The 18,193-nt window shown below is 69.5% G+C and carries 20 protein-coding genes; 10 read left to right on the forward strand and 10 right to left on the reverse strand.

Annotation, left to right across the window (positions count from 1 at the left end):
• Positions 1–143 precede the first annotated feature (143 nt).
• The 9 genes from ACXNSR_RS33500 to ACXNSR_RS33540 all read left to right on the forward strand — a co-directional run bounded on the left by ACXNSR_RS33500 (position 144) and on the right by ACXNSR_RS33540 (position 9,074).
• Positions 144–905 (forward strand): class I SAM-dependent methyltransferase, encoded by a 762-nt coding sequence (locus ACXNSR_RS33500; protein WP_458639091.1) that lies wholly within the window; start codon positions 144–146, stop codon positions 903–905.
• A gap of 313 nt (positions 906–1,218) precedes the next feature.
• Positions 1,219–1,755 carry a hydrogenase maturation protease gene (locus tag ACXNSR_RS33505; protein ID WP_326746994.1) on the forward strand — a complete coding sequence of 179 codons (537 nt, stop codon included), beginning with the start codon at positions 1,219–1,221 and terminating at the stop codon, positions 1,753–1,755.
• A 42-nt stretch (positions 1,756–1,797) separates the two neighbouring features.
• Entirely contained in the window at positions 1,798–2,967 is a 1,170-nt protein-coding gene (locus tag ACXNSR_RS33510) for a 4Fe-4S dicluster domain-containing protein (RefSeq protein WP_458639092.1), read from the forward strand.
• Positions 2,964–3,449, forward strand: a complete 486-nt coding sequence (locus ACXNSR_RS33515; RefSeq protein WP_458639093.1) for a cyclic nucleotide-binding domain-containing protein — start codon at positions 2,964–2,966, stop codon at positions 3,447–3,449. Before ACXNSR_RS33510 ends, ACXNSR_RS33515 begins: the two co-directional genes overlap by 4 nt.
• A complete protein-coding gene (locus ACXNSR_RS33520; protein ID WP_458639094.1) occupies positions 3,446–4,252 on the forward strand; it encodes an FAD/NAD(P)-binding protein in 807 nt (268 codons plus the stop codon). The genes ACXNSR_RS33515 and ACXNSR_RS33520 overlap by 4 nt, the downstream gene beginning before the upstream one ends.
• 1 nt (position 4,253) lies before the next feature.
• On the forward strand, positions 4,254–5,072 hold the full coding sequence (locus tag ACXNSR_RS33525; RefSeq protein ID WP_458639095.1) for an NADH-quinone oxidoreductase subunit B family protein: 819 nt from the start codon (positions 4,254–4,256) through the stop codon (positions 5,070–5,072).
• The gene (locus ACXNSR_RS33530) at positions 5,069–6,433 is read left to right on the forward strand and encodes a Ni/Fe hydrogenase subunit alpha (RefSeq protein ID WP_458639096.1); all 1,365 of its coding nucleotides are present in this window, start codon (positions 5,069–5,071) and stop codon (positions 6,431–6,433) included. Before ACXNSR_RS33525 ends, ACXNSR_RS33530 begins: the two co-directional genes overlap by 4 nt.
• Before the next feature lie 186 nt (positions 6,434–6,619).
• Positions 6,620–7,495 (forward strand): universal stress protein, encoded by an 876-nt coding sequence (locus ACXNSR_RS33535; RefSeq protein WP_458639097.1) that lies wholly within the window; start codon positions 6,620–6,622, stop codon positions 7,493–7,495.
• Between the two features lie 103 nt (positions 7,496–7,598).
• On the forward strand, positions 7,599–9,074 hold the full coding sequence (locus ACXNSR_RS33540; RefSeq protein ID WP_458643466.1) for a bifunctional aminoglycoside phosphotransferase/ATP-binding protein: 1,476 nt from the start codon (positions 7,599–7,601) through the stop codon (positions 9,072–9,074).
• A gap of 73 nt (positions 9,075–9,147) precedes the next feature.
• Here ACXNSR_RS33540 and ACXNSR_RS33545 read toward each other — a convergent pair whose 3' ends face one another.
• Together ACXNSR_RS33545 and ACXNSR_RS33550 are read right to left on the reverse strand one after the other, a co-directional pair.
• Complete coding sequence (locus ACXNSR_RS33545; RefSeq protein WP_458639098.1) at positions 9,148–10,137, reverse strand: Acg family FMN-binding oxidoreductase; 990 nt, start codon at positions 10,135–10,137, stop codon at positions 9,148–9,150.
• A 27-nt stretch (positions 10,138–10,164) separates the two neighbouring features.
• The gene (locus ACXNSR_RS33550; protein ID WP_458639099.1) at positions 10,165–11,040 is read right to left on the reverse strand and encodes a universal stress protein; all 876 of its coding nucleotides are present in this window, start codon (positions 11,038–11,040) and stop codon (positions 10,165–10,167) included.
• 332 nt (positions 11,041–11,372) lie between these two features.
• Between ACXNSR_RS33550 and ACXNSR_RS33555 the strand changes: the two genes are divergently transcribed.
• Positions 11,373–11,792: a CBS domain-containing protein gene (locus ACXNSR_RS33555; protein WP_458639100.1), complete on the forward strand. Its 420-nt coding sequence runs from the start codon at positions 11,373–11,375 to the stop codon at positions 11,790–11,792.
• A gap of 24 nt (positions 11,793–11,816) precedes the next feature.
• Here the strand turns inward: ACXNSR_RS33555 and ACXNSR_RS33560 are convergent, their stop codons facing one another.
• The 8 genes from ACXNSR_RS33560 to ACXNSR_RS33595 form a co-directional block, all read right to left on the reverse strand.
• Positions 11,817–12,692: a universal stress protein gene (locus tag ACXNSR_RS33560; RefSeq protein WP_458639101.1), complete on the reverse strand. Its 876-nt coding sequence runs from the start codon at positions 12,690–12,692 to the stop codon at positions 11,817–11,819.
• Between the two features lie 77 nt (positions 12,693–12,769).
• Positions 12,770–13,426, reverse strand: coding sequence for a CBS domain-containing protein (locus ACXNSR_RS33565; RefSeq protein WP_458639102.1), 657 nt, complete (start codon positions 13,424–13,426; stop codon positions 12,770–12,772).
• A gap of 9 nt (positions 13,427–13,435) precedes the next feature.
• Positions 13,436–14,062, reverse strand: a complete 627-nt coding sequence (locus ACXNSR_RS33570; protein WP_458639103.1) for a CBS domain-containing protein — start codon at positions 14,060–14,062, stop codon at positions 13,436–13,438.
• A 12-nt stretch (positions 14,063–14,074) separates the two neighbouring features.
• Positions 14,075–14,680, reverse strand: coding sequence for a CBS domain-containing protein (locus ACXNSR_RS33575; protein WP_458639104.1), 606 nt, complete (start codon positions 14,678–14,680; stop codon positions 14,075–14,077).
• Between the two features lie 240 nt (positions 14,681–14,920).
• Positions 14,921–15,607: a CBS domain-containing protein gene (locus tag ACXNSR_RS33580; RefSeq protein ID WP_453422864.1), complete on the reverse strand. Its 687-nt coding sequence runs from the start codon at positions 15,605–15,607 to the stop codon at positions 14,921–14,923.
• Positions 15,608–15,634: 27 nt separating this feature from the next.
• Positions 15,635–16,504, reverse strand: a complete 870-nt coding sequence (locus tag ACXNSR_RS33585) for a universal stress protein (RefSeq protein WP_458639105.1) — start codon at positions 16,502–16,504, stop codon at positions 15,635–15,637.
• 109 nt (positions 16,505–16,613) lie between these two features.
• Positions 16,614–16,865: an acyl carrier protein gene (locus ACXNSR_RS33590; RefSeq protein ID WP_458639106.1), complete on the reverse strand. Its 252-nt coding sequence runs from the start codon at positions 16,863–16,865 to the stop codon at positions 16,614–16,616.
• Positions 16,862–18,193 carry a dihydrolipoamide acetyltransferase family protein gene (locus tag ACXNSR_RS33595; protein ID WP_458639107.1) on the reverse strand — a complete coding sequence of 444 codons (1,332 nt, stop codon included), beginning with the start codon at positions 18,191–18,193 and terminating at the stop codon, positions 16,862–16,864. The genes ACXNSR_RS33590 and ACXNSR_RS33595 overlap by 4 nt, the downstream gene beginning before the upstream one ends.

Here is an 18,193-nt window from a genome sequence, read left to right on the forward strand (position 1 = left end):
ACGACATGTCAGGACGGGGCAAACGTTGCTTGATACGGCACTAGTTGTCTCCGACACCGGAACCGGGACGCGCTGAATTTACGTCGATCATCAGGACGACACACCAGTGCGATATGCCGAGATGACACGACGGAGACCGCAGCATGCCCAGCGCCGAAGACCATGCCAAGCCCGCACTCGCGGACAGGGTCAACGACTATGACAGCTTTGCCGAGGCGTACTCGGCCCTGAGCGAGACCAGTCTCCTGAACGCCTACTACGAGCGGCCCGCGATGCTGTCCCTCGCCGGGGACGTGGCCGGCCGCCGGATCCTTGACGCCGGCTGCGGATCCGGCCCCCTGTTCGGTGCACTTCGTGATGGGGGCGCTCTCGTCACCGGCCTCGACTCCAGCGCCGAGATGGTGGAGCTGGCACGGCAGCGGCTGGGTGCCGACGCGGCTCTGCATGTGGCCGATCTGGGTGACCCGCTGCCGTTCGCCGACGGTGCGTTCGATGATGTCCTCGCCTCGCTGGTGCTGCATTACCTGGAGGACTGGGGGCCGACGCTGGCCGAGATGCGGCGAGTGCTCAGGCCCGGCGGTCGACTGATCGCGTCGGTGCAGCATCCTTTCGTGGACTACGCCATCCAGGATCCTCGGCCTGACTATCACGCGACCACCAGCTACACCCAGGAATGGACCGACCTGGTGGGGCAGAACGCCAGGATGAGTTTCTGGCGCAGGCCGCTGCACGCGATGACTGACGCCTTCTCTGCGGCCGGTTTCCGTCTGGCCGTCATCAGCGAGCCACAGCCCGACCCGGCCGCCCGCGAGCTCTACCCCGACGATTTTGAACGCTTCTCGGCCACGATGTGCTACCTGTTCTTCGTTCTGGAGGTACCCCCGGCTACCGGATCGGCCGAGTAGCGAGCACTTGCGGTCGGCTCAGTGGCGGCGTGCTCGCCCTGGACGAGCGCAGGACACCGCGCCAGAAACCGGACTGCTCGGCGGTTCCTCCGAGCCGCGTTTGGCTTTCCACGATCCGGTGCCCGCTGCACGAAGGGCCAGTGCCGAACGGCCCCCTTCCGCGTCTGTCAGTCCCATGATCGGCCTCAGAGCCTTGGTGCGCCGTCCCGCACTCGGTACCGCGCCATACGCCGTTTGCCCCGCGGCACAGGACCTCGTCCCGCTAACAGGGCAGGCTGTTCCTGGAGACGCCCGGACAAGGAAGTGGGTACCTGTGAAGCCCCTCGCCGGTACTGCGGTCATCGGGATCGGAAACGAGTTCCGGCGCGATGACGGGCTGGGGTGGGCCGCCATCTCCTTGTTGCGCGCACGGAAAGCACAGCGACCTCTCCCGTCCGGCACTGACCTCGCACAGTGCGACGGAGACCCCGGCCGACTGATCGGCCTCTGGGAAGGCAAGGCCCTCACCCTCGTCGTCGACGCCTGCTTCCCACCTGCGGCTCAGCCAGGGCGAACACACCGGTGGTGTGTGGCTCCCGGCGAGATGCCGCACCCCGCTGCCGCAGGCAGGCAGAGCACCCACGGGCTGGGGCTCGCCGAGGCCGTGTGCCTCGCCGACCGCGTCGGGCGCGGCCCCGGCCGTCTCATCGTGTATGCGGTCGAGGGGGCGGACCGTTCGCTGGGCACTGGGCTCACGCCGGCGGTCGCGGCCGCCCTGCCGCTTCTGACCCTGCGCATCGAGGCGGATGTTCGCCGGCACGACGAGCGGACTCGCCGGACCGGGTTCGAACCCCGGAGCCGGGAGGTCTGACATGCTGCCGAATCCAGGCACGTGGAGACCGAGAGGTGCACCATGACCGACGCTTCGGATGCCGGAGACGTCCTCGACTACCAGGCCGAGGCGGTCCTCGACCGTGACGGTCTGGACGCGCTCGTGCGTGTCCTGAAGCGGCGCGGCCGCACGGTGATCGGCCCGACCGTGCGCGACGGCGCGATCGTCCTCGACGAGCTGGACACCGCAGACGCACTGCCCTACGGGTGGGGGGTCGAACTGGAGGCGGGGCAGTACCGGCTGCGCCGCCGCGAGGACGGGGCGGCCTTCGCGCACAGTGCGGGACCCCAGTCATGGAAGTCGTTCCTGCACCCGGAGCGCGTCCGTCAGTGGTCCGCGGACCGCGGTACGGACGGTGCTCTGGTTGTCCGGGAGGAGAAGCCGGAGCGCATCTCGTACGCGTTCCTCGGCGTGCGGCCCTGCGATCTGCGTGCCATTCAGATCCTGGACCGTGTGATGAGCGGAGGCAGGTACCGGGATCCCACCTACCTGTCCCGGCGGACGGGCGCCTTCCTGATCGCGGCCGAGTGCACCGAGCCGGGTGCCACCTGCTTCTGCGTCTCGATGGGGAGCGGGCCGGCCGCCGACGCCGGGTACGACCTCGCTCTCACCGAGGTCGTGGACGATGCCGGTCACCGCTTCCTGTGCCGGAGCGGGAGCGAGGAGGGAGCCGCGGTCCTTGAGGAACTGCCGGGGCGGAGCCCCGACGGCTCCACCCGAGCGGCCGCGACCCAGGCCGTGAGCGCCGCCGCCGAACGCATGGGCCGGTCCATGCCGCCGGTGGACCTGCGCACGCTGATGCGGGACAGCCTGGAAGCGGAGCGCTGGGACGACGTCACCGCCCGGTGCCTCAGCTGCGGCAACTGCACCATGGTCTGCCCCACGTGCTTCTGCACCACCACCGAGGACGTCACCGACCTGACCGGCGATCACGCCGAGCGCTGGCGCCTCTGGGACTCCTGCTACGACCTGGACTTCTCGCTCCTCCACGGCGGTCCTGTCCGGTCCACCCCGCGCAGCCGGTACCGCCAGTGGCTCACCCACAAGCTGGGTACCTGGCACGACCAGTTCGACAGTTCGGGTTGTGTCGGATGCGGCCGGTGCATCGTGTGGTGTCCCACGGGGATCGACCTGACCGAGGAAGCCCACGCCCTACACCAGGAGGCCACGCAGCGGGAGAACACGCCGTGACCCCGCGTCCGGGTGAGCCACCCGGTGAGAGTGTGCTCGCGGCTCTGACGGCGGAGCAGCGCGGGAAGCTGATGACCCTCGCCCGGGACATCGCCCTTCCGGCCGGCACGCGGATCTTCGAAGAAGGGGAGAAAGCCGACCGCTTCTGGATCATCCGCTCGGGCACGGTCGCGCTTGACATCCACATGCCCGGTCGGGGGAGACAGGTCGTCGAGACCATCGGTGCGGGCAGCCTGCTCGGCTGGTCATGGCTGTGCCCGCCCCGGCAGTGGTACCTCGCGGCCGAGACACGGGACCCCGTCCACGCCTGGGAATTCGATGCCGCCGCCGTCCATGACCTGTGCGCCGAGGACACGGCGCTGGGGCTGTCACTGGTCACCGCCGTCGCCGAGACCATCGGCGACCGGCTGCGAGCCACCCGCACCCGGTTGCTCGACCTCTACGGACCGCCGGGACCGCGGGGGAGCGGAGCAGCACCATGACGCCGACACCGCTGCCCTATCGCGTGCTGGACCGCCGTGACGAGACGCACGACACGGTCACGCTCGTACTGGAGCCTGCCGGGGATGCCCTGAACCTCTTCGCACCCGGCCAGTTCGCGATGCTGTACGCGTTCGGAGTCGGCGAGATCCCGGTGTCCGTGTCTCGGCTCGGAGACGGGCACCGGCTGACGCACACGGTCCGCGCCGTGGGGGCCGTCTCCCGCGCATTGTGCGGCCTGCGGACCGGCGGTTGGGTCGGCGTGCGCGGCCCCTTCGGTACCGCCTGGGACACCGCTGCCGCTCATGGCTGCGACCTGCTCGTCATCGCCGGCGGCATCGGGCTCGCCCCGCTGCGTCCCCTCGTCGACACCGTTCTGGCCGAGCCCCACGCCTTCGGGCGGCTGAACGTCCTCGCGGGTGCCCGGACCCCCGCGGATCTGCTCTACGGAGACGAGTTCCCCGCCTGGCAGGAGCCGTTCGGCGCCGTCACGGTCGACCGGCCCTCCGACGGCTGGACCGGCCGGGTCGGAGTCGTCACCACGCTGCTCCGCGAGGCCCGGTTCACGCCGCCGGACACGGTCGCTTTCGTCTGCGGTCCCGAGGTGATGATGCGCGCGACAGCACGGGCGCTGATCCACCAAGGGGTACGTCCCGATCGCATCCGGGTCTCCCTCGAACGCAACATGCGCTGCGCCACCGGCCATTGCGGACACTGCCAGCTGGGGCCTCTCCTTCTCTGTCGCGACGGCCCGGTTGTCGGCTACGACCAGGCCGAGCCCCTGCTCACCGTCCGGGAACTGTGAGATGAGCACCCCCACCCCACCCCAGCCTCCTGCCCGCCCACGCCTCGGCGTGTTCAAGTTCGCCTCCTGCGACGGCTGCCAGCTCACCCTCCTCGACTGCGAGGACGAACTGCTCGGCATCGCCGCCGAACTGGAGATCGCCCACTTCCTGGAAGCGTCCAGCGAGCCCGCGCCCGGCCCGTACGACCTCGTCCTCGTCGAAGGGTCGGTCAGCACACCTGAGCACTTGGAGCGCATCCGGCGCATCCGCGCCGATGCCCGCCACCTCGTCACCATCGGCGCCTGCGCCACGGCCGGCGGCGTGCAGGCACTGCGGAACTACGCCGATGTCGACGGGTACCTGGCGACCGTTTACGCCCGCCCCGAGTACATCGAGACCCTCGCGACCTCCACGCCGATCTCCGCCCACGTACCCGTCGACTTCGAACTGCGCGGCTGTCCCATCGACCGCGGTCAGCTCGTCGAGGTCATCACCGCCTTCCTCGCCGGGCGCAAGCCCGCCATCCCCAACCACAGCGTCTGCTTCTCCTGCAAACGGCGCGGCAACGTGTGTGTCACCGTCGCCCACGGCACGCCCTGCCTCGGCCCCGTCACCCACGCGGGCTGCGGAGCCCTGTGTCCGACCTACGGGCGCGGCTGCTACGGCTGCTTCGGGCCGGCCGGAACCACGAACCTTCCCGCGCTGGTCCCGCTCATGCAGCGCGACGGGATGAGCGAGGAGGACATCGGCAGGTACCTGCACACCTTCAACGTGACCGCCTTCACCGCCGTGGAGGAGCAAGGACAGCCCGGTACGACCGACGCGGAAGGCCCCGGATGAGCGATCCCACGCCCCGGTCCCAGGAGCTCCGCATCCCCTCACTCGCCCGTGTCGAGGGGGAGACCGCGCTGCACCTGAGGATCCACGACGCCACGGTCATCGAGGCGCGGCTCAAGATCTACGAGCCACCGCGGTTTTTCGAAGCCTTCCTACGCGGCAGGGCGCACACAGAGCCACCCGACCTCACCTCCCGCATCTGCGGGATCTGTCCCGTCGCCTACCAGATGAGTGCCTGCCGTGCCGTCGAGGACGCGTGCGGCGTTTGCGTCGACGGACAACTGGCCGCCCTGCGCCGCCTGCTGTACTGCGGCGAATGGATCGAGAGCCAGACGCTGCACATCCACATGCTGCACGCACCGGACTTCCTCGGCGAAGACGACGTGATCGGTCTGTCCCGCTCCCACCTGGAGCACGTCAAGCGCGGACTGCGCCTGAAGCAGACCGGCAACGCCGTGGTCGAACTGCTCGGGGGCCGGGCCATCCACCCCGTCAACGTCCGGCTCGGAGGTTTCCACAGAGCCCCGACCCGCGCCGAACTCCGCCCCCTGGAAGAACGGCTGCGCACCGCCCTCGACGACGCCTGGGACACGGTGCGCTGGGTTGCCGGTTTCGAATTCCCGGACGCCGAGTGCGAAGCCGACCTGCTCGCCCTCGCCGAGGAGGACACCTACGCCATCGAGTCCGGCGTGCCCACCGTGCTCCGGTACGGCGGGACGCTCCCGCCGCACAGCTTCCCCCTGCGGGATTTCACCGACCACGTGGCCGAGGAGCAGGTGTCACACTCCACAGCCCTCCACTCCCGGCTGGACGGCCGAAGGCATCTCACCGGCTCCCTCGCCCGCTGGGCGGTCAGCGGTCACCTGCTGTCCCCGCTGGCCCTGCAAGCGGCACGGGAGGCCGGGCTGGGTGCCCCCCCGTCGCGCGCAGACGGCGGGCGGGGAGAGGTCTGCAGGAACCCGTACCGAAGCATCCTCGTCCGTGCGGTGGAAGTCCTGTACGCGGTGGAAGAGGCCCTGCGGATCATCGCGGAGTACGAGCGTCCAGCCCGCCCGTACGTAGAGGTGCCAGCCCGGGCCGGCACCGGGCACGGTGCCACGGAGGCGCCGCGCGGCCTGCTCTACCACCGCTACGCGCTCGACGGCAGGGGCCGTGTCACCGACGCCCGCATCGTTCCGCCGACCGCCCAGAACCAGGGCGCCATCGAGCAGGACCTGCGTCGGCTGGTCCAAGCTGGTCTCGATCGGGGTGAGGGCTCCCAGGCCGAGCTCACCCGGCTGTGCGAGCGGGCCGTCCGCAACCACGACCCGTGCATCTCGTGTTCGGCCCACTTCCTGGAACTGGACATCGAGCGCACCAACTGATCCCGCCCAGGTGCTGCTCGGGTGACATGCGACCGTGTGCACGGCGCGTTGGCGTAGTTGCTTCGGCGAGTACCGCCTACGGTCGCTGCACGGCTACCGGCGCGAGCGCGGAGACGACAGGGCTCCGGGCAGGCCGGACGGGTACCTCACCGTCATTCCAGTCATCTACCAGACGGAGCAGTCGGCATGGAGCCAGTCGTCACCGTGGGCCTCGACGGTTCACCCGAGAGCCTTGCCGCCGCCCGTTGGGCCGCTGACGAAGCCGCCCGCCGCAAGCTCACGCTGCGGTTGCTGCACGCGTGGCCCCTCCTGGCGCCGGAACCGACCCACGTTCCCGCCGAGATGGATCAGAACTACTGGGCGAAGCGGATCGTGCACAACGCGAAGGCCGAGCTCCAGGCGCGCCACCCGGGCCTGACCATCGTCGGCAATCTGGTCGCCGAAGATGCCCAGGAGGCACTGCTGAAGGCGGCAGCGGAGTCCGATATGACCGTGCTCGGATCGCGGGGGATGGAGCCCGTCGAGAGCTACTTCCTGGGCGACATCAGCATGCCCGTCGTGGCACGGGCCGAGCGGCCGGTGGTCCTGGTACGCGCCGGGACGCGCGAAACGGGGACATCGTCCGCTCCAGGCGCCTCGGGCGCCGTAGTGGTGGCGCTGAAACTGCGCGGTCCGTGCGACGACCTGCTCGCATTCTCCTTCGCCGCCGCCGCGGCACGGGGCGTTCCCCTGCAAGCCGTCCACGGCCGAAGCATGCCCCTCCACGCTCACGCTCCCTGGGGCGTGGACCACGACGTGACCGAGAAGATCAGACAGGACGCGCAGAAGCTCCTGAGTGAGGCTCTTCGCCCCTGGCGCGAGAAGTTCCCGACCGTCGAAGTAACTCCCGGTATCGGTCTTGAAAGCCCGACCAAGGTCGTGGTCCGGACCGCCGAGGGTGCAGGACTACTGGTTGTCGGCCGGCGTAGGAACCGCCCCGCCCTCGCGCCCCCAATCGGTTCCGTGGCCACCGCCGCCATCCATCACGCGCGCTGCCCCGTCGCCGTCATTCCCCATGACTGAGCCGGGCCACCCCGAGGAGTCGATGGGCTCGGCGCACCGGGCCGACGCGTCCGTGCTCCGGACCGGCGCCGGCCTCGATGTTCCGCGGCTGCCTCGGGCAGAGGTGTGCGAGACACACACGGCCGTGCTGTTCTTCGTCGGTGACCGCGCCTACAAGGTCAAGAAGCCGGTCGACCTGGGGTTCCTCGACTACACGACCACGGCCGCCCGGCGGACCGCGTGCGAACAGGAAGTCGCTCTCAACCGCCGCTTCGCCCCTGACGTCTACCTGGGGCTGGGAGAATTCCGCAGCCCCGGCGTGGACACGCCCGAACCCCTCGTGGTGATGCGCCGCATGCCGGCGGAACGACGCCTGTCCCTGCTTGTGAGCCAAGGCGCCGACGTCGACGACGCTCTGCGGACCGTTGCACGCCTCCTCGCCTCCCGTCACGCGGACGCGCCCCGCGGCCCGGACATCGACGAGCAAGGCAGGCGGGACGCGCTGTCCGCACGCTGGGAAGCGAGCTTCACGCAGGTCAGGGAACTGACCGACGACGCCCAGCTGCTCGACGGGGTGGAGGAGATCGAGCGCCTGGTGCGGCGCTATCTCGCCGGCCGCGAGGAACTGTTCGACGCGCGTATCGAGCAGGGGCGGGTGGTCGACGGCCACGGCGACCTGCTCGCCCAGGACATCTTCTGTCTCGACGACGGCCCCCGCTTCCTGGACTGCCTGGAGTTCGACGACCGCCTTCGCTCCGTCGACGGTCTCGACGACGCGGCCTTCCTCGCCATGGACCTGGAGCAGACGGGTGCCCCGGAGGCCGCGGCGTTCTTCCTCGCCCAGTACGGCGAGTATTCCGGTGACCCCGCACCGCCGTCTCTGTGGCACCACTATGTCGCCTACCGCGCGTTCGTCCGCGCCAAGGTGTCCCTGATCCAGGCAGCTCAAGGCACTCGCGGTGCAGAGACGGCAGCGAGGCGCCTGGTCACCACGACGCTGCGCCACCTGCGCACTTCCGCCGTCAGCCTGACCCTCGTCGGCGGCCTCCCGGGCAGCGGAAAGTCCACGCTCTCCGGCGCACTGGCTGATCGCCTCGGTGTCACGCTGCTCAGCAGCGACCGCCTTCGTAAGGAGTTGGCAGGGATGCCGGCGGAGGAATCCGCAGCCGCCGGTTACGGCGAAGGGCTGTACACGCCCGAGTGGACCGCGAGGACGTACGCGGCGCTGCTCGACCGGGCGTCCGCCCTCCTGTCCCTGGGCGAGTCCGTCGTTCTGGACGCCACATGGTCCGATGCCGGACAGCGTGAAGCCGCCCTGCGCATGGCCGAACGCACCAGCGCCGACCTGGTGGCCCTGCACTGCCAGGCTCCGGGAGAGGTGTCGGCAGCGCGCTTGAGCACCCGCGCCCCGGGGGCGTCCGACGCCACCCCTGAGGTGGCCGTGGCCATGGCAGCCGCGGAGCCGCCGTGGGAGGAGGCCGTCCCCATCGACACCGGCGGCCTTCTTGAGGCCGCGGTCATCCAGGCGATGGCGGCCGTGCGCCCGTATGGTTCCGGTCAGGCCCCGGTCTTCCGCCGCCCCTACATGGAACCGGACTGAGGCGAGTGGCGACGCCGCGTGCAGCGGCGTGCTCACGGCAACGAAGGTCCTGGCCGCAGCTCGATGCCCGGTCTCATCGGATGTCCAGCACTTCGGCTACCGGGCGCCGGGGCGTTGCGGGACCCTGCGGTCCGTAGCCGAGCCGGATCACCATCTGGACGTGGGTCATCGCCGAGCCCGGATCGCGCACCGTCCAGCGGAGCGCGGGCCATTCGAGCGGCTGTGAGGTCATGGACGTGACCAGCCCGTCGGCGGTGGCTTGAAGGAGAACCCGCTGCAGGGCCTGTCCTGCTCGTAGCCAGTCCTCGGGCCTGTCACCCGACGTACCCAGCAGCACGATCTGCGGTTTCTGTTCGAAGGTGGCCCACCCACGACCGGGAACGCGCCGGGAGCGACCGAAGTCGCGCACGACTCCACCCCGACCTGAGTGCTTCGGACCGAGGGCGTTCACGGGAATTCCGTCGGGACGGGTCTGCTCGTCCGGTGTGCCGGCATGTGTCCACGCCATCGTCTCTGCCGTCAGGGAGGGGTCCATCTCCTCGCGATGCTCGGAGTCGTGTACCAGACCCAGGACGGTATCGGTGTGCCAAGCGTCCGGTACGGCCAGGCGACACCCTTCGAGAAGAGCTGCGGCTCCCAGGCCGTCCATCAGTGCTGGAGGGATCTCCTCCTCCGCGAAAGGAAATCGGCTGGAGTGACGTCGCCGTACGGCTGGATGGAGGGTTCCGAGATCGCTGTCCGTTGGCCCCGGATCCCGGAGGTTGGCAGCGGCCAGCAACCACGGATCGTCCGGGTCGGGCAGCAACCGTACGTCAGCGCCCCAGCCTGCCGAGGCCGCGGACACCCGTAGGTTGAACAGCGCGGCGGCGCAGCCCATATGGAGGGCGCGGTGGTCCGGGTCGGCATGGGGCATGGCACGGCCCGGGTCGCCGTAGAGCTCGATGAGCCCGGAGGCCGGTCGGTAGAGGAACTTCCAAGGCTGGGCATTGTGCATGGAAGGAGCCATGGCAGCGTCCTCGATGAGCGGAACAATCGCTGCCGGGTCCGGAAACGATGCGTTCATGAGACTTACCTGCCTGTGCGGTGGGCTTCACTCGTGGGCGATGACGGCGACCGGCGCGACCGCGTGGTGCATCACGGCGTGCGTGATGGGGCCGATGTGAGTGCCGAAGGCGGAGTGGCGGATTCGGCGGCCGACTACGACGAGGGCGGCGGTGGAGGCCGCGTCGAGGACCTGGATCGCCGGCTGTCCGATGGTGGCCCGGGAGTCGACCTGCAGCGAAGGGTACTTCTCGTGCCAGGGGCTGATCATCTCGTCCAGTGTGGTGGTGATGCCGTGGGCCATTTCCTGCTGGACGCCGGGGTCGAGCGCCGGTGCGTAGCTGAGGATGGGCGGTGGCGACCAGCCGTGGATGATCACGAGCGGACAGTGGCGGTGGGACGCCTCCTCGAAGGCGAAGGCGAGCAGCTTGTCACAGGGCTGGTGGATGTCCACTCCGACCACGATGGGCCCGCGGTCGCGGGTACCGTCCGGCGGATTGCCCGCGCGGTCCATGGACCGGACCAGCACGACGGGGCGCACGGCCTCGATGACGGTGGCGGCGCCGGTGGATCCGACGAGGAAACCCGCGATGTTGCCGAGCGCGCGCGAGCCAAGTACGAGCATGTCGGAGTCCTCGGCGGCGCGGGCGAGGGCCAGGGAAGGTAGCCCGCCCACTCGGCGGGTGTCGACCTTCAGCGACGGATGTGCGCGGTGCGTCTCATCGGCGGTGTCGCGGAGGACGGCCTCGGCCCACCTCCGACGTTCCTCGGTGGTCGTGACGGGAAGGGGAGGATTCTCCAGCCATTCCTCGGCGTGGACCAGGTCCAGGGAGGCACCGCGAAGTTCGGCCTCCTGGGCTGCCCAGCGGGCAGCCGCCGTACTTTCCGGGGACCCGTCGAGGCCGACGGTCACTCGGTTCGCCATGGTCTCCATCTCCCTCTTCGCGGATCGGAGCTTTCCCGCTCACTCCAGACTGACTGCCCGACGGCCTCCTGTTGAGGGGCCGGTCGGCCCCCCGGGGGGCCGACCGGCCCGCCCCCGGTGCGGTGGAAAGAGGTCTGGGGCCTGATCAACCAGGGCCACTCACGTCAGGTGGTCTGCCGGTCGGACCGGCATCCGGCGAGAGCTCGGAAGGCCTTGTGCTCTGGCCCATGGCGCAGAGAAGCCATGTCCCCATGATCTCGCGTCGACGAGCGAGGCGCTGGGCCCAAGACCAGACTGGAGACGGGTACGGATACGCATGTGAGGAGGCAGCCATGACCACCGCGCGGGACATCATGCACAGCGGTGCCACCTGCGTTCAGGAGACCGAGACGCTCATGGACGCGGCCCGACGGATGAGCGATCTGGACGTCGGTGCACTGCCGATCTGCGGGCCCGACGACCGTCTGCACGGCATCATCACCGACCGTGACATCGTGCTGAAGTGCCTGGCCAAGGGTAAGGACCCACACCACATGACGGCCGGACAGCTGGCGCAGGGCAAGCCGATCACGGTCGACGCGGAGGCTGACACGAGCCAGGTGCTGCAGACGATGCAGGATCACCGGATCCGGCGTGTGCCGGTGATCGCCGACCACCGTCTCGTTGGCATGATCAGTGAGGCCGATCTTGCCAGGCACCTGTCCGAGGAGCAGGTGGGTCACTTCGTCGAGACGATCTGCGCGGAGCGGTGAGCCGCAGCGCCACGCAAGGGGTCGCTATTCGTGCGCGATGACGGCGACGGGCGCCTTGGCGTGGTGAAGGATCGCATGGGTGACCGGTCCGATGTGCGCGCCGATCGAGCTCCGTCGGATGCGGCGGCCGACGACGATGAGTCCCGCCTCCGAGCCCATCCTGATGAGCTCCGTGGCAGCGTGCCCGAGGCTCGCGCGAGCGATGACGCCGACATCCGGGTACTTGTCCCGCCAAGGCGCCAGGACATCGTGCAGAGAGGCCTCCGCGCTCATTTCGAGCTGGGCGTGGACTCTCGGATCGTACGCCGCGCCGTACCCCACCAGGGGAGGCAGCGACCAGCTGTGCAGGACGTGAAGGGTGCATGCCCGCCGCCGCGCCTCCTCGAAGGCGAAGGCGAGCAGGGCATCACACGGTCGGCTGATGTCAACGCCCACCAGCAGCTCACGGGCCGTGTGCCGACCGTCGGGGTGTGGCACCGCGTCCTCGCTCGCCCGCACCATGACCACGGGCCGTACCGTCGCCTGGATGACCGCCATGCCGACGGAACCGAGTACGAAGCCCGTGACGGTGCCCAGTCCCCGAGAGCCCAGGACGATCATGTTCGCGCCGGCTGCGACGCCGGCGAGCTCGGCGGCCGGTCTGCCGTCGATCGATCGGATGCCGACCTCCAGTTCGGGGTGGCTCGCGCGCAGTTCGTCGGCGGTCTCGTTCAGCAGCGACTGGGCCCAGTGACGGCGCACATCGCTGGTCGGCATCGGGAGGTCGCGGGGAGATGACCATTCCTCGGCGTGGACGAGGTGGAGTGGCACGCCGCGCAGCAGGCCCTCTCGCGCCGCCCAGCGGGCGGCCGCGAGGCTTTCCGCGGATCCGTTGAGACCGGCGACGATTCGATCGTTCATGATTGCTTCTCCCGGCAGGGTCCCGCATGGGTCGGGGAGTTGGTCGTCGCACGTGCCGAGGCTGCACGGCGGCTTGTTCAGACTGAGTTCGTGTCGTCGATGGCGTATCCGAGATGCTGGGTTACGCAGACGACGCCGTCGACGGTCCGGCAGAGGCGTTCGATGAGCGGGATGAGGCTCCTGAAGTCGACGGTTCCGTGCAGTTCGACCCGGCCGTCGGTGACGGCCACGGTGATGGCCGAGGGGCTCTGACGTACGCCGAGTTCGAGGACGTCACCCATGATCTCGTGACGGATGTCCTCGTCCGCCCGAAGGAAGATCCGCAGCAGGTCCCGACGGCTGACGATTCCGATCAGTACGTCCGAGTCGTCCACGACCAGGAGCCGCTTGACTCCTTGTGCTTCCATCAACCTGGCTGCTTCGGCGACGGTCCAGTCGGGTCTGGCGCACACGGGGGGCGAGGACATCAGCTCCTCGGCGCGCGTACCCGCGGCCTTGTCCTCCTGCCAGGCCTCCCGCTCGGGAAGTGACCGGAAGTAGTCGCTTTGGCCGGCGGACTTCGGCAGCAGGTCCCGTTCCGAGATCACGCCGAGCGGCCGGCCGGCAGAGTCGACGACCGGAACGGCTGACACCTTGTGCTCCGTCAGGGTGCGGGCGATCTCCTTGAACGGAGCGTTGCTGGGGACGGTGACGACCTCGCGGGTCATCAGCTCACGGACTTCCCGATGCTTCATGCTCTTCTCCTACCGCTCGGTGGGCGTTCGGGCGCCGACCGACACGTCGTCCTGCGCGTAGTCGAGCCGGTTGACCACGTCGACGACGCCGTCGACGCTCTGGCACAGGCGCAGCACGATGGGGACCAGGCTGCGTCGGCTTACGGTGCCGCTGAGGGTCACCAGCCCGTCGGTGACGTCGACGGTCAACGACGAGGGGCTGAGGCCGAGGGTGTGGGTCACCACGTCTTCGAGGATTTCCTCCTGGATCGCGTGGTCCCTGCGAAGGAAGAGCTGAAGCAGGTCGCTACGGCTCAGGATGCCGATCAGTCGGCCGGCGGCGTCCACCACGGGCAGTCTCTTGACCTGGCGCCCCCGCATGACTCGCGCCGCGCGGACGACGCTCCATTCGGTCCGGGCCGTGATGGCGGGGCTGGTCATGAGATCGGCGGCCGTGTTCGTGCCGCTGCCGGAGCTGCGCTTGCGGAGCAGGTCGGCTTCGGAGACGACGCCCACGGGACGTTCGGCCTCGTCCACCACGGGCACGGCGGAGATGTCGAAATCTTTGAGGAGCCTGGCGATTTCCTTGAACGGGGTGCCCCGCCGGACGCTGACGGCTGTCGGGGTCATCAGGTCGGCGACGCTGCGGTGCCTCATCGTCGGCCTCCTTCACGTGCGGACTTCGGTGTCGAGGCGCACGGCCGTGACGTCCACGACGCCCGGTACGGTGCGTGCGACACGCACCAGCACGTCCTTCAGGGCCGGGTCGGGAAGGGAGCCGTCCAGGTGCACGATGCCGTCGGCCACGTGGACCTGCACCATGGCCGATCCGGCGGGGATGAGCTCGGCCATGATCAGTTCGCGCAGCTCCTCGGCGATGTCGGCGTCGGGGCGGAGATAGATCTTGAGGAGGTCGCCCCGGCTGACGACGCCGATCAGGCGGCCGTCGCCGTCGACGACGGGCAGCCGCTTGAGGTGGCCGCGGGCCATCAGGCGGGCGGCGCCGGGGATGGTGGCGTCCTTGGTCACGGTGACCGCGGGTACGGTCATCAGCTGCCCGGCGGTGACTGCGCGGGACTCGTCCGCACCCTGGGCCTTGAGCAGCAGATCCGCTTCGGACACCACGCCGGCGACCCGTCCTTCCTCCGACAGGACGGGCAGGGCGCTGATCCGCCACTGCCGCATGGCCTCCACGACTTCCTTGAACGGTGTTCTGCGGTCGACGGAGATGACGGCATGCGTCATTACGTCCTCGACGGTGCGAAGGTGCTTCATGATGCCTCCAGAACGGCGTCCCGATACGTCCGAGCGTGGACACCCGTGCCCGTCGGCGGTAGGGCCGCCAGGGGATCATTTCGGGCTGATCGGCCCTGTTGTCCAGGTGTCGGGCGTGCTTTTATGAAATTGACGGAAAGAGTCCCTGAGAGGATGCGGAGAAGCGGCTGGTGGCCGTGCACCGCACGATCGGGATCCGCGAGAAGCGGGTGGGCTCTTTCCGCCCTTTGTCGCGAGGGTTCAATGCAGGGCATCGTGAGGGTCGGCAACCGGAGACAGGTCGTCGACCGCGTAACCAAGGGATTGGTCCACGCTGACGACCCCGTCGACCGACCGGCACAGTCGTTCGACAACCGGAATGGTGGACCGCTCCTCGACCCGGCCGCTCAAGGAGACAACCCCTTCGCTCACGGTCACCGCAACGCCTCCCGGGGTCATCCTGAGGGTCCGGCCCAGTACGTCGTCGACGATCTCGTCGCGGATGGCGTCATCGTTGCGGAGCATGGGGCGCAGCAGGTCGGTGCGGCTGACGATGCCCACCAGGGTTCCGGTCTCGTCGACCACCGGCAGGCGCTTGACGCCTCGCTCGTGCAGGAAGCGGGCCGTCTCGACGATGCCCCACTCCGGCCGGGCGGTCAGGACGGGAGTGGACATCAGATCGCCGGCGGTCCGGGCGCCCATCGAGGCACGGTCCATGGACGACGTGGTGTGCATGGGGTCGCGTCCTTCGGTGTCGGGCAGCCCGGCCTGCCTGCGGAGCAGGTCGGCTTCGGAGACGATGCCGATCGGGTGGCGACGGGTGTCCACGACGGGCAGGGCCGAGACTCCGTTGTCGTTGAGGCTCCGGGCGACCGTCTTGAGTGACGCTTCGGGGCTCGCCGTGGCCACGTTCCGGGTCATGACGTCTGCGACAGTGCGATGAGACATGGTCCGATCTCCTTGTGAATGGGGCCGTCAGTCGTGAGCGATGACCGCGACGGGCGCAGTGGCGTGGTGCAGGACCGCATGGGCCACGGACCCCAGATGTACGCCCAGAGGCGAGCGGCGCAGGTGACGACCCACGATGACCAGGTCCGCGCTCGCCGCGGCCTGGACGAGCTGCTCGTCGGCGGGCCCCTCGAACGCCTCGTGGGTGACGCTCACGGACGGGAACTTGTGCCGCCACGGCAGCAGCATGTCGTCGAGCATCCGGGTGACACTCCGGCCGACCTCCCGCTCGTTCTCCGGGTCGAAGAAGGGCGCGTACTGGTACATGGAGGGCATCTTCCAGCCGTGGATCGCACGCAGGGCGCAGCCCCGACGGTCGGCTTCCTCGAAGGCGAAAGCCAATACCTTGTCCGCCGCCTCGTGGATGTCGACGCCCAGAACGATCTCCCCGTACCGGGTGGGCTGGGCCTCGTCGCGCTCGTCCGACACGCGGACGAGCACCACTGGCGTCTCGGTGGCCACGAGTGTCGACAAGCTCACTGAGCCGATGAGGAATCCGACCAGGCCCCCCACCCCGCGGGAGCCGAGTACGAGCAGCCCGGCGTCGGCCGCCTCCGCGGCCAGGGCTGCCGCCGGCCGACCGGAGAGGCATCTGGTCGAGACCTCCAGCCCGGGATGCCGGCGTCGCACGTCCTCCGCCGCGTCGGTGAGCGCCTCGTCGGCCCAACGGTCGGCCGCTTCGCGGCCCGGCCCCGGTACCGCGGGGCTGATCAGCCAGTCGACAGCGTGGACCAGCCTCAGCGGGACTTCCCGCAAGACCGCTTCCCGGGCGCCCCAACGGGCCGCGGCCCGGCTCTCGGGAGAGCCGTCGACGCCGACGGTCACATGGTGCTTCATGGCGAGACCTCCTTGGGTGCCGCGGGACCGTGGCCCTCTTCCAGCGTCACCTGCGGCGCGGTGACCGAGGAGGGGCCGAGTGGCCCCATGTGGGACCGATCAGCCCCCGCTACTCCACGGAGGAGCGTGAGGCGACGTAGTCGGCGCAGCCGTCCAGGGTGTTCAATGCCGAATAGTCGGTCTCGGGCAGGGCGAGACCGGTGCGCTCGCTCAGCGCCTCGATGAAGTTGAGGAAGTCGAGCGAGTCCATCTCCAGGCTTTCCCGGAAGTTCTCGTCCCGCGTGAGAGCGGCCGCGTCGGCGCCGGGAACCACGTCTGTCAGCACGTTCTTGATCAGTACGAGGGCCTCGTCACGGTTCACAGTTCCTCCGGTCGTTGGAGCAGGCGGTCGATGGACGTCAGGAATCGCGCCCCGGTCGCACCGTCGCTCGCACGGTGGTCGGCGGAGAGCGTGGCCGTGACGGTCGGGTGCACCGTGAGCATCCCGTTCACGGCTACCGGCTGCTCGATGACACGCCCCAGACCGACGAGCGCGACCTGCGGCGGGTAGATCACCCCGAAGACCGCCTCCACCCCCTGATCACCGAGGTTGGTCACGGTCAGCGTCGGGTCGGCGGTCTCCGAGGCCCGCAGTCGGCCGCCACGCGCCCGCGAGACCAGTCCCTTCAGCGTCGCCATGAGCTCCGGCAGCGGCATCGTGTCGGCGTCGGTCAGCGCCGGCGCGACCAGGCCGCCGCCGCGCAGGGACACCGCGACACCGAGTCGCACGGTGTGCGAGGGGACGAACGCCTCGTCCTTCCAGTAGCCGTTCAGTTCCGGCACTTGGCGTGCTGCCAGGGCAACCGATTTGAGCAGCAGGGCCGCCGGCACGAGCCGTTCCACCACGGGCCTGCTCGCGTTCCGGTCGCGCATCCACGCCATCGCGACGGCCAGGTCGATCGTCGTCGACAAGTAGTAGTGGGGGATCTCGCGGTTGGCGCGGGTCATCAGAGCCGCGATCGCCGCACGCGCCGGATACGCGGGCTCGGCCGTCGCCGAAGACGGGCGCGCCTGTGCGTGGCCTTCGACCGTACGGGCCGGAGGGCCCGTCGTGGCGGCCCGTACATCGCCGGCCCGGATCGTGCCGCCCTGTCCGGTTCCCCGCAGGGCGCTCAGGTCGATGCCCGACGACTGGGCCAGCCTGCGGGCGAGCGGCGAGGCCTTCACCCGATGTGGCCCGTCGGCCGGCGCGTGCTCCACGTCGGAACGGGTGATCCGACCGCCCTTGCCGGAACCGTGCACGGACGACAGGTCGATGCCCTTCCGCTCGGCCAAGTGCCTCACCAGGGGAGTGGACACGGTGTCCCCGCCCCCGGTTGTGGTGCGGCCCGGAACGGCTTGCAGTTCGGAGGCCGGGGCCGTCGGCTGCTTCGCAGAAGGAGTGGCAGGGGCAGGGACGGCGGCCGGAGGCTCAGTTTCCGTGTTGATGACGGCCATCCGTGTGCCGACCGGCACGGTGGTCCCTGGGTCGACGAGGAGTGTACCGACCGTTCCCGAGTCGAAGCATTCGACTTCGATCGTCGACTTCGCCGTCTCCACGACGGCGACGACATCGCCCTTCGTGACGGTGTCACCGGGTCCTACCAGCCATTCCACGAGGGTGCCCTCGTCCATGTCCGCGCCGAGGGAGGGCATGGTGAAGTCGGCCAT

The sequence above is a fragment of the Streptomyces sp. NC-S4 genome, assembly GCF_054353315.1.